The sequence below is a fragment of the Phenylobacterium sp. genome (genome assembly GCF_031425575.1).
Lineage (GTDB): Bacteria > Pseudomonadota > Alphaproteobacteria > Caulobacterales > Caulobacteraceae > Phenylobacterium.
On the sequence record NZ_JANPJP010000042.1, the window covers coordinates 1 to 11566 of the forward strand.

Annotated in this window: 8 protein-coding genes and 2 pseudogenes; 8 read left to right on the forward strand and 2 right to left on the reverse strand. The window is 70.0% G+C overall.

Going from position 1 to position 11566, the window contains the following annotated elements; genetic code table 11:
* Positions 1-319 (forward strand): annotated as a pseudogene (locus tag RMO97_RS02115) (hypothetical protein); the annotation flags it as partial.
* 87 nt (positions 320-406) lie between these two features.
* Positions 407-736, forward strand: coding sequence for an SMR family transporter (locus RMO97_RS02120; RefSeq protein WP_310538905.1), 330 nt, complete (start codon positions 407-409; stop codon positions 734-736).
* 33 nt (positions 737-769) lie between these two features.
* Here the strand turns inward: RMO97_RS02120 and RMO97_RS02125 are convergent, their stop codons facing one another.
* Positions 770-2377 (reverse strand): pectate lyase, encoded by a 1608-nt coding sequence (locus RMO97_RS02125; RefSeq protein ID WP_310538906.1) that lies wholly within the window; start codon positions 2375-2377, stop codon positions 770-772.
* Between the two features lie 126 nt (positions 2378-2503).
* Between RMO97_RS02125 and RMO97_RS02130 the strand changes: the two genes are divergently transcribed.
* Positions 2504-3454: a Coq4 family protein gene (locus tag RMO97_RS02130; RefSeq protein ID WP_310538907.1), complete on the forward strand. Its 951-nt coding sequence runs from the start codon at positions 2504-2506 to the stop codon at positions 3452-3454.
* 161 nt (positions 3455-3615) lie between these two features.
* On the opposite strand, the pseudogene RMO97_RS02135 reads toward RMO97_RS02130, so the two are convergent.
* A pseudogene (locus RMO97_RS02135) lies at positions 3616-6360 on the reverse strand (ATP-dependent DNA helicase).
* 214 nt (positions 6361-6574) lie between these two features.
* Here RMO97_RS02135 and RMO97_RS02140 point away from each other — a divergent pair.
* The 5 genes from RMO97_RS02140 to RMO97_RS02160 form a co-directional block, all read left to right on the forward strand.
* The gene (locus tag RMO97_RS02140; protein WP_310538908.1) at positions 6575-6850 is read left to right on the forward strand and encodes a hypothetical protein; all 276 of its coding nucleotides are present in this window, start codon (positions 6575-6577) and stop codon (positions 6848-6850) included.
* Positions 6847-7779: a phytanoyl-CoA dioxygenase family protein gene (locus RMO97_RS02145; protein ID WP_310538909.1), complete on the forward strand. Its 933-nt coding sequence runs from the start codon at positions 6847-6849 to the stop codon at positions 7777-7779. Before RMO97_RS02140 ends, RMO97_RS02145 begins: the two co-directional genes overlap by 4 nt.
* A 96-nt stretch (positions 7780-7875) precedes the next feature.
* Positions 7876-8643: a DUF3313 family protein gene (locus tag RMO97_RS02150; protein ID WP_310538910.1), complete on the forward strand. Its 768-nt coding sequence runs from the start codon at positions 7876-7878 to the stop codon at positions 8641-8643.
* A 51-nt stretch (positions 8644-8694) separates the two neighbouring features.
* The gene (locus RMO97_RS02155; RefSeq protein ID WP_310538911.1) at positions 8695-11169 is read left to right on the forward strand and encodes a ligase-associated DNA damage response DEXH box helicase; all 2475 of its coding nucleotides are present in this window, start codon (positions 8695-8697) and stop codon (positions 11167-11169) included.
* Positions 11166-11566, forward strand: a 401-nt coding sequence (locus RMO97_RS02160) for a metallophosphoesterase (RefSeq protein ID WP_310538912.1), incomplete at its 3' end; no start/stop codon positions are given. The genes RMO97_RS02155 and RMO97_RS02160, both read left to right, overlap by 4 nt.

The following is an 11566-nucleotide window of genomic DNA, read 5'->3' on the forward strand; positions in this document are numbered from 1 at the left end:
CCAAGTCGGGGGACAACAGATCCTGCCCAAGGGCTGGGCGGACTATTCCGCCCGCCCCACCCCCGGCAGCGAGGCCGTGGGCTATGGCGCCGGGTTCTGGACCAACCGGGGCGCGGGAGACGGGTCGCGGCGGCGCATCGCCTGGGGCATGCCAGCCGACGCCTTCATGGCCCGCGGCCACCACGGCCAGTACATGATCGTGGTCCCGTCGGCCGAGTTGGTGTTGGTGCGGCTGGGGACCACCCCCACCCCGACCAGCGACATGGAGACCGTGGCCCGGCTGGTGGGGGAGGTCATCGCTGCTACGCGGGCGGGCTAGGGAGGCTAGCGGCGCGCGCCTGACCCGCGGGCGCGCGTTCCGGGTACGGTGGGCCGCGACACCCGATTCGGACGGAAGGACGACCCCATGAACGGCTACGCCTGGCTCGCCATCGCCATCGTCTGCGAGGTGATCGCCACCACCGCGCTGAAGGCGTCAGACGGGTTCTCCAAGACCCTTCCGTCGATCATTTCGGCGGGGGGCTACGGGGTGGCCTTCTACTGCATGGCCCAGTCGATGAAGACGGTGCCCGTCGGGATCAGCTACGCCATCTGGTCGGGGATCGGGATCGTGCTGATCACCCTGCTGGCCTGGGTGATCTTCAAGCAGAAGCTCGACCTGCCGGCGGTGGTGGGCATGGGGATGATCCTGGCCGGCGTGCTGGTGATCAACCTCTATTCGAAGGCGGTGGTCTGACTTTTTCCTCCCTCGTTTACGGGGGAGGAAAGGTCAGGCGCCGCCGCCGTCCACCGCGGTGATGAGGACCCCCATGTTCTTGATGAAGGCCGAGGTGGAGATGCCCATCACCGGCGTGTCGGTGGGATAGGGCGAGGTGTCAAAGGCGTCGCCGACGTGGGTCTGGGAATAGTCGCCGGGGGTCGGGGTCTTGGGGCCGGGCCCCCGGTAGGGGTTGCTGGCGGCCACCAGGGGGGTTGGCCAATAGCCCTCCGCGTTCAGGTCGGCCAACAGCCTGGCGACGACCTCGGGGCTTGCCTTCAGGGGCGCCATGGTCCCGCCGCCGGTGAGATCCGACGTGGCGAAATCCTGGTTGGCGAAGAAGCGTGGCAGGGGCCCTTTGTGGATCAGCGGCGAGTTGGCTGCGACCTTGTCCGGTGGCGTCGCTTTCAGCGCGGCGTACCGGGCCCGCAGTTCGTCCAGCTTCACCAGCCGGAAGGAGCTGTAGTGGGCCAGGGTCTTCGCCGGATCGCCATCCGCATAGTAGGCGCCGTTCACCACATTGGAGCCGCGCCGGTGGATATAGAGCGGCCGGTCGGTCCCGATCTCCAGGAAGGTCGGATGGGTGCGGCCGTCCGGCCTCGGCCTGGGCAGGGCCACCCGGGACAGCCAGTCCAAGGCCTCGGGGACGCGGGCCAGATACTTGGGATCGCCGGTGAGTTCGTAGAAGGTCATCAGCTGGGCGGTGTTGACCGCCGTGGTGTGGGTGGTCAGGGCCAGGGGCTCATAGCTGCGCGCGGCGGCGGGCTTCAGGTCGTCGACCCGGTGCTGCAGGCCCCAGCCGGCCTGGGGCGCGGGCTGCTGGGTGATGAGGAAGACGTCCATGGCGCGGCGGATGGCGGGGCCCACGCGGGGATCGCCCAGGGTCTGGGCCACCATGGCCAGGAACTTGATGTTCTCGCCGGCCACGTCGTCGTTGAAGGTGATGTGGCCCGTATAGTCGGCGCCGTGCTTGGTGAAAGACCGCCCGGCGGGCCAACGCTGTGGCCAGCCGCCGTTGGGGTATTGGCTGTTCAGGACGAAATCCAGCGCCCGGTCGAGGGCCGGTTTGAACTGGAGATCGCGCTTTTCCAGGTACATGCGCAGCAGGAACTGCATGGCCTCTGACGAGCCCGCGTCGTCGAAGGTGGCGTTGCCCCAGTCGTGCTGGAATTCCTCCATCCGCCAGGCGTTGGCCCCGACGGTGGCGTACCATTCCGCCTTGGCCGCCTCGCCGCCGAAGTCGATCAGGTAGTTCCAGCCGCCGGTGGGCAGCTGTCCCGCCATCAGGCACTCGGCGGCCTGGGTGGCGGCGGCGTAATAGGTCTCGTCCCCGGTGGCGTGATAGGCGTCGAGGAACAGGTGGCCCACCGTGCCTGTGCCCGGCGGCTGCACCCAGACCTGGGTGGCGCTGGCCTCCAACTCCCCCCAGCGGCGCGAGAAGTCGGGCAGGTATGACCAGACATAACCCCCATGCACGGCGGCCTTGTCGGTCATGAAGGCGGTGGCGCGCCGCATGGCGGCCAGGACGTCGGCGCGGGTGGGACCCGGGGCGGTGGCGGTGGCGGGAAGCGCCAGGGCGCCGGCCATGCTGGCGAGAATGACCCGTCGGGTCGTCTGCATCTGGGCCTCCCTGGCGACGCTTCGCGCATCATGACACCGGTGTCAGCCGACACAACCCTACGTGCCGCTTGATTTCTGCATGGGAATGATAGGCTGCCTGGAAAAAATAGTCCCAGGGATGCCAGCATGATCGACCCGGCGACGCGTGCTTGTTTCGAAGCCCGCGTAATTGAAGGTGGGGACGGCGACGACGCCAAAAGGCTGGCCGCATCCCTCCGGACCGGCGGCGCGGACCAGGCCGATCTCGCGGCGCTGCTGGTCCATGCCGCGACCGCAGCCCCGGAAAAGCTGGTCCTGGTCTATGACGGGGCCACCGAGGGCTGGCTGGGGGTCGCTCCGCGCGGGCCGATGATCGAGGCTCAAGGCGCCCCGCAACCCATCCCCGCCGCCTTCTGGGACGGCTTCTGGAGCCTCGTGGACGACCCGGTCGCCAACCTAGACGCCGGGGAGGTCACTGTGCGCACCGCCGCCCTGGCCGGAACCCTGCCTGACCTGCAAGGCCGGGTGGCCAGGTGCGCCCTGCTCTATCCCGGGGTCTCCGCCGCCGCCGCCGCCGGCTATCCCAAGCCCTTCACCCTGGAGGCCCTGGCCCGCTGTCCGGCGGGATCGCTGGGAGCGGAGTTCCATGGCCTGATCGTCGACAATGGCTTCGACCTGGAGGTTCTCGACCGCGAAGCGCTGGGCCTGGCTGACCTGCCCGCGCCGCTGGACTATCTCAACGCTCGCATCCTGCAGTGCCACGATCTATGGCACCTCCTGGCCGGCTACCGGACCACGGCCCTGCACGAGGTGGCGATCTCGGGCTTCCAGATGGCCCAGTTCGGCCACCACTATTCTTCGATGTTCCTGGGGATGGTCACCAGCAAGATCGCGCTGGGCCAGCCCCTGGCCCTGCCCCTGTTCCTGGACATCATCCTGAGCGCCTGGACCCACGGCCGACAGAGCCCGCCGCTGATCGGCCTGGACTGGGAGCGCCTCTGGGACCAGCCCGCCGAGGCGATCCGCGCCGCCACCGGTGTCAGCCTCTATGTCTCGCCCTATCCGGCGGATCTGTTTGAGCAGATGCGGGCGGCGTGAGGCGGGAGCTTCCCTTCCCCCTCGATGGGGGAAGGGTAGGGTTGGGAGTGAGTTTGCTGAGGTGACGGAGGGGCGAGGGACGGCTCTGCGCCCAATCGAAACCTTCACCCCAACAGACGGCGCGCACCCCCACCCAACCCTCCCCCATCGAGGGGGAGGGCTCAGGTAGAGAGGAACTCCGCCGTCGCCTCGATGGCCTCCACCAGGCCGAGGCGTTCGATCTTCACCCCCTCCGGCAGGCCGGAGAACAGGCGGGTGGGTGCGGCCGCGTCGAGCATGACGAAGACCCCCTTGTCATCGGCGCGGCGGATGAGGCGGCCGAAGGCCTGGCTGATGCGGTTGCGGGCGACGCTGTCGTCATAGGACTTGCCGCCGAAACGGACCCGGCGGGCCTTGTGCAGGATGTCCGGACGCGGCCAGGGGATGCGGTCGAACACCAGCAGCCGCAGGGACCGGCCCGGCACATCGACGCCGTCCCTGACAGCGTCGGTTCCCAGCAGGCAGCTGTCCTGCTCGGCGCGGAAGATGTCCACCAGGGCGCCGACCTCCAGGGGATCGACGTGCTGGGCGTAGAGGGCCAGGCCCTTGTCGGAAAGCGGCGCGGCGATCCGCTCGTGGACGGCGCGCAGGCGGCGGATGGCGGTGAACAGGCCGACGCCGCCGCCGCCCGCGGCCAGGAACAGTTCGCGCATGGCGGCGGCCACCTGGCGCGGGTCGTCGCGGCCGACGTCGGTCACCACGAAGGCCCGGGCGTTGGTCTCGTAGTCGAAGGGCGAGGCTAGCCGCAGGGTCTTGGGCCGGTCGGGCAGGCGCGCGGCGCCGGTGCGCATTTCGGCCAAAGCGAAGGGATCGGCCAGGGTGCTATCGGCCAGGGTCGCGCTGGTGACCAGCACCCCGTGGGCCGGGGCGATGACGGCGTTGGTCAAGGGTTCGGTGGGATCGACCCAGTGGCGGCGGCAGGCGGCGTCCACCACCCGGCCATAGAGGAAGGTGGCGTCAAACCAGTCGACGAAATCGGGATCGTCCTCGGCGTCCTCGTCGATGGCGCGCAGCATGGAGCGCCAGGCCGGGAGGGTCATGCGCGCCCGTCTGTCGAGGCCGCGCAGGGCCCCTTCAATACGCGCCTTGTCGCCGGGCGGCAGGGTCGCGGCCTCGTCGTCCAGCACGTCCTCCAGGTGGCGGGCGAGGGCCAGCAGGGGCGCCTCGATGGCGGCCAGCGCCGAGGCGGCGGCGCGCGCGGTCTCGCGCACGAGGTCCAGCGCCGGCCGGGCGGCGCACTCCATGCCCACCTCGGACGGCGCCGCGCGGGCGCGGAGCTGCTCGATGATGGCCACCACGAAGTGCTCGATGGGCCCCATCGGATTGACCTCGCCGCTGGGCGAGGCCACGCGGCCCGACCAGCCCTCGCCCGGCAGGGCGGCGGCGGCGCGGGTGGCGTCCACCAGGGCGCGCTTGGCGTCGTCGCGATCCCCCAGCACCTCCATGAGGCGGGCCTCCAGGCCCCGGCCCCGCCGGCCCCGGCCCTCCGGCCCCCGGATCCAGCGGCGCAGCTCGGCGGACTCCGCGCCCGAAAGGGCGGCGGCGAAGGCCGCGTCGGCGGCGTCGAACAGCTGGGGACCCGCGTCGAAGACGATGCGCTAGACCTGGGTGGTCTCGCCGTCGGCCTTGGAGCCCCGCGCGGCCCGGGCGCCGTCGAAGGCCGCCTGAGTCAAGACGAGCGCATGGTTGGCGATGACGATGTCGGCGCGGCGCGAGCCCCGCACCGCTTTTTCCACGAAGCAGGTGCGGTAGTGGGCGCAGCCGGCGTGGATGCATTCTCCGCGCCGGTCCACCAGGTTGGCGGCGCTGGCCTGGCCCACCGGCGGGATGGCGAACAGGGTGGGCAGCCAGGCCGGGAAGTCGCCGCCGGTCATATCGCCGTCGCGGGTGGCGCGCACCCAGCGCGCGGTCAGGGCCAGGCCGATCAGGTCGGCCCCACCGAGTTGAGCGGTGTTGGCCTGGTCCTGGAAATTCAGCAGGCAGAGGTAATTCTCGCGTCCCTTGCGCACCACGGCCTTCTTCGCGCGGACCTTGGGGTCAGGATAGATGGCGTGGCTCTCGCGCTCGATCTGACGCTGCAAGGCGCGGGTATAGGTGGAGATCCAGACGGCGGGGCCGTTGGCCTCGGCCCACAGGGAGGCGGGCGCCAGATATCCCAGGGTCTTGCCGACGCCGGTGCCGGCCTCGGCCAGCATCATGCGGGGTTCGCCTTCCTTCTCGCGCGGCGAAAAGGCGAAGGCGGCCTCGGCGGCGAACTCGGCCTGGGTGGGCCGCGCCTCGTCCAGGCCCGCCTGGCGCAAAAGGTCAGTGAGGCGCTGGGCCGCGGCCTCCGGCGCGATCGGCCGCGAACCGGCCTCGCCGGGCGGCGCATGCTCCTCCCACTCCGCCACGCGGGTCCACACGTCCATGCCCGAGCCGCGGAAGGCGTTGCCGACGGGGGCGGAGCGCAGGGCCCCGATGACGGCCGAGCCCCAGGCCCAGCCGGCGCGGGCCAGGGTCTCACCGATGGCCAGGGCCTCTTCGCGCGAGGGTTCGGGCGTCAGGGCCAGTTCGGACAGCAGGACGTGGCAGGCCTCGCGCAGCACCTTGGCCTGTTCCGCCGCCCCCTTGGGCTCGGGCAGGCCAAGCGCCAGGGCCAGGCCGGCCGCCGAGGGCGCGCAGAAGCGGGCGGGGCGGACAAAGGCGAACAGCTCCAGAGCATCGAACAGGCCCTGTGACCGGGCTGGCGAATGCACCCCCAGCCGCTTGGCGGTCATGCCCGCGTGGGCCACCAGGACCGGGCCGTGCTCGAAGAGGTCGCGAGCCTCCGGCGCCCGGATCAGCTCCGCGCGGGTCGCATCGGCCGCCGCGGCGCGGGGGCCGGGCAAGACGACGAGGGCGGGGGCCAGATCGAGACTCGGGGCAAGGGCGTTCACGGGTTGTGACTAGCGGATTTCCCGGCGAAACGGAACGGGAACGAACAGCTTACCCCGTCGTCACCCCAATGGGACTTCGTTCACGCGAAAATCGACGTTCCCATAGCCCACGACCTGGCTCATGGTCGGCGCCGAACCCTGTCGTCAGCATGGGGATGAGGGACACATGACGCGCCAGAAGGTGCTGGTTCTCTATCTGGCCAACTCGGCCCTGGATTCTCCCGTGGTCGCCTGGGCGGTCTATGACGGGACAGGCGAGACGCGCCCGATGGCGGGCGACAATGACGATCCGCCCTATCGGACCGGAGCCGACGCCCTGCGTGACGGCTGGCGGCTGTTCCAGGCCTCGCAGATCCTGCCGCACCCGCGCGGCGAGGAGTTCGACCTGGCCTATCTGAAATACGAGTTCTTCTTCGAACAGCTGGTGGAGACGGCGCCGTGAGCGAGCAACCTGTCCTGCTGAACTCCCTGCAGATGGCCCGCTTCGTGGCCCGCGGCTTCCTGCGCTTCGACGGCGTGGTCCCCGAGGAAATCAACCGCCAATTCCTGGCTGAGGTCGGCGAGGTCGCCGAGCCCGAGCCCGGCCGCAAGGTGATGCGCGCCTTCGGAGAGCTGCTGGGTCAGGCGGAAATCCCGGAGGTAGCGGCGGGCGCGCCGCTCTCGGCCACCTATCCGCAAGGCTCGGCCATCCGCCGCCTGCTGGACCTGCCGCTGGTGAAGGGGGCGATCCAGAGCCTGGTAGGGCCCGACCCGGTGTTCGACCACCACTTCCTGCACGTCACCTTCCCGCCGGCCTATCACGAAGCCGGGGGCGGCGAGAACGTCTCCCAGCACACCCACCAGGACTCCACCGCCGACCCGTCCAAGGGCTTCGACCTGCAGGTCATGTACTACCCGCACAAGGTGACCCGCGAGATGGGCGGCACTCGTTTCATCCCCGGAACCCACCTGCGCAAGGTCAGCGAGGTGGCCTTGGGGCGCTATCAGAACATCCGCGGCCAGCAGCATATGGTCTGCGAGGCCGGAACCCTACTCTTCCTGCACAACGGGCTGTGGCACGGCGGCGGCGTGAACCACGCCGACCGCACCCGGACCATGTTCAAGATCCGCATGAACCCCAGCGAGCCCCAGGTACGGCGGTGGGACATGGCGACGCTGCCCCCGCCCAATCCCCGACCGATCTTCTATGTGAAGAGCGCCCAGCCCGAGTCGGTGGAATCCATCCTGATGACGCCCGAGCCCTGGTTCGAGCAGGACACCGGGCGGCTGGAGTTCGTCAACCGCATCAAGCTGTGGCGCCACCTGAGCGGGGACGCGAGCTACGACGCCGATCACTGGATGAGCCGCCTGGAAAACCCCGCCCGCGCGTGAACCTCGCCGAAGGAACGGGCGCGGGTGTGGAGCATTTGGCTTGCGGCAATGATTGGCATTGCGCGTCCGCCCGTCTGTGCGCCTCGTATCCCCCACATGAAAATCCTTCTGATCTTTCCGCTCCTTGGGCTGGTCGCCGCCTGCAGCACGCCCACCCAGCCTACGGGGATGCTGTCGACCTATGACGGCCTTGCGGTGAAGCCCGGCGCGGTGCGCGCCAGTGTCTCGGACCGGAAGGACGAGGCGGCCCTTGCGGCGGTCCGCAGCGTGGCGTTGTCGCCGACGCTGGCAGCCGAGGATGCGGCGGCCTGGATGTCGCCCGTTGAGCGCACCACCCTGTTGCGGGAGATCGACGCCCAGCTCTGTTTCGAGATGTCGGAGCGGTACGAGATCGCCGCTCCGGACGGCGCCGCCGACGCCAAGGTCCGCGCCATCCTCAGCCATGTGCGGCCGACGGGGCGGGTCAGTTCGGCGGCCTCGGCGGCGGCGGGCTTCTTCATTCCCGGCCCAATCGGCCTGCGCGCCCCGGGCACGCTGGGCGGCCTCGGGGTCGAGGCCGAGATGGTGGGCGCCGACGGCAAGCAGCTGGCGGCCATCACCTGGACGCGCCAGGGCATGGCGGTGGGGACCGACAATCCGTCGCTGAGCCGTATCGGCGACGCCATGCAGTTCGCCGAGCCCTTCGCCGACGACGCGGCCAAGGCCATGACCGCCACCGATCGCAAGCCCATCAAGATCGCCAAGCCCGACCCCTGCGCCCAGTACGGCTCGCGCGTGCGGGTGGAGGGCATGGCGGCGAAGTTCGCCACCGGCCTCTATGTGCCGCAGATGAGCGGCGCGACGGCCGACGCCCCCCGGCAATGACCCAGCGCCTTTGCGCGTGAAACGGAACGGGAACATGCTATAGGGCCAGGGATGGCCGAAGACGCGGGCGCCGCCCCTCCCCTCCTGCCCCCGAGGTTCGCGGCCTGGTTTGCAGACCGCGGCTGGAGCGCGCGCGAGCACCAGCTGGAGATGGTCGCCAAGGGCCGCGCCGGGCGCGACGCCCTGCTGATCGCGCCCACCGGGGGCGGCAAGACCCTGGCGGGTTTCCTACCCAGCCTGATCGAGCTGGCGGAGCGGCCGCCGGCCAATACGCCGCGTGGGATCCACACCCTCTACATCTCGCCGCTGAAGGCGCTGGCGGTGGACGTCGAGCGCAACCTGATGGCGCCGATCCTCCAGATGGGCCTGCCCATCGTCGCCGAGAGCCGCACCGGCGACACCGGACAGGCGCGCCGCCAGCGCCAGCGGATCAAGCCGCCGGACATCCTGCTGACCACGCCTGAGCAGCTGGCCCTGTTCTGCGCCTGGGAAGGGGCCCGGCTCTATTTCGAGGACCTGGCCTGCGTCATCGTCGACGAGATCCATGCGATCCACGCCTCCAAGCGCGGGGACCTGCTGGCGCTGGATCTGGCGCGGCTGCAGACCTTCGCGCCGAGGATGCGGCGGGTGGGCCTTTCGGCGACGGTGGACGATCCCGACGTGATCCGCCGCTGGCTGGGCTGCGCCCCGCCGGAAGCGGCGAACCAGGTCGACCTGGTGCGCGGACCCGGCGGGGCGGCGCCGATCGTCGACATGCTGCTGGCCGAGGGCCGGGTTCCGTGGGCGGGCCACACCGCCCAGCACGCCATGCCCGAGGTCTATGAGGCCATCAAGCAGGCCCGTACCGCGTTGGTTTTCGTCAATACGCGCTTCCAGGCGGAGTTCGCCTTCCAGGAACTCTGGAAGCTGAACGACGATGACCTACCCATCGCCCTGCACCACGGCAGCCTGGCCGCCGAGCAGAGGCGCAAGGTGGAGGCGGCCATGGCGCGAGGCGAACTGCGCGCCGTGGTCTGCACCTCGACCCTGGACCTGGGCATCGACTGGGGCGACGTGGACCTGGTGATCCAGCTGGCCTCGCCGAAGGGGGCCAGCCGCATGGTGCAGCGGATCGGGCGGGCCAACCACCGGCTGGACGAGCCGAGCCGCGCCCTCTTCGTACCGGCCAACCGTGTCGAGATGCTGGAGTGCCAGGCGGCCCGCGAGGCCATCGCGGAGAACAAGTTCGACGGCGACCCGGCGCGCACCGGAGCGCTGGATGTCCTGGCCCAGCATGTCATGGGCTGCGCCTGTTCCGAACCCTTCGACCTGCTGCAGCTCTATGACGAACTGGTCACCGCCGGCCCCTATCGCGACCTGGCGTGGGAGGACTTCGAGGCGGTGGTCGATTTCGTCTCCACCGGCGGCTACGCCCTGAAGACCTATGACCGTTTCCGCCGGATCGTGAAGGGCCAGGACGGCCGGTGGCGGGTGCGCGACCAGGCGACCGCCCAGCGCCACCGGATGAATGTGGGCGCCATCCTCTCGCCCGCAGTGCTGGCGGTGCGCATCGCCATGGGCAAGCGCCTGACCGGGGGGCGCAAGATCGGCGAGGTGGAGGAAGGCTACGTCGAGATGCTGGAGCCCGGCGACACCTTCATCTTCGCGGGTCAGGTCTGGTCCCTGGCGGCGGTGACGGGGCTGGACGTCCTGGTGCGGCCGGCCATGGGCAAGGACCCGAAGATGCCCTCCTGGGGCGGCTCGAAGTTCGCCTTGTCGACCTTCCTGGCCAAGCGGGTGCGCGAGCTGATGTTCGACGAGACCCACTGGAAGGTGCTGCCGGGCGATGTCCGTGAGTGGCTGGAGATCCAGAAGGACCGCTCGCTGATCGTGAAAGAGGAGGAGTTGCTGCTGGAGACCTTCCCGCGCGGAAAGCGCAACTTCATCGTCTGCTACCCCTTCGAGGGCCGCCTGGCCCACACGACGCTCGCCATGCTGCTGACGAGGCGGCTGGAGCGGATGGGAGCCGCGCCCCTGGGCTTCGTCTGCAACGACTATGCGGTGGCGGTCTGGGCGCTGAACCCCCTGGACGGACTCGATTTCGACGAACTGTTCGCCCAGGACATGCTGGGCGACGACCTGGAATCCTGGCTTTCGGAGAGCTTCATGATGAAGCGCGCCTTCAAGGGCTGTGCGATCATCTCAGGCCTTATCGAGCGGCGATTCCCAGGCGAACAGCAGAAGTCCGGACGACAAGTGACCTTCTCCACCGACCTCATCTACGACGTGCTGCGCCGCCATCAGCCAGACCACCTGTTGCTGCGCTGCGCCCGCGAGGACGCGGCCACCGGCCTGATCGACGTGGCGCGGCTGGGGCAGCTGCTGGCACGCATCCAGGGCAAGATCCGCCATGCGGCGCTGGACCACCTGTCGCCCTTCTCGGTCCCCATCCTGCTGGAGATCGGCAAGGAGCGGACACCGGGCGCGGCCGGCGAAATGATCCTGGCTGAGGCGGAGAGCGACCTGATCGCCGAGGCCCTCGCGTGAGCGCCCTGGCACAACCCCGCCACGTGTATGCCTGGGCGCCCAGCCCCTGCGGGGGCCTGCGCACGACCCTCTCCGGCGCGGCGGTGACCTTCCGCGCCAGCGGGGCGCTGTGGATCGAGGCCGACCAGATGCTGGTGGTGGCTGACCTGCACTTGGAGAAGGGCAGCGCCTATGCCGCCCGCGGCCAGATGCTGCCGCCATACGACACCCGCGACACCCTGAGGCGCCTGACCGCCGAGATCGTCGCCACACGTCCCGCCGCCGTCGTGCTGCTGGGGGACACCTTCCATGACCGCGCCTCGGAGGAACGGCTGGCGGCCGACGACGCCGAGCAGCTTCGGACCCTGGCCGGCCTCACCCGCCTGATCTGGGTGATCGGCAACCACGACGCTGACGG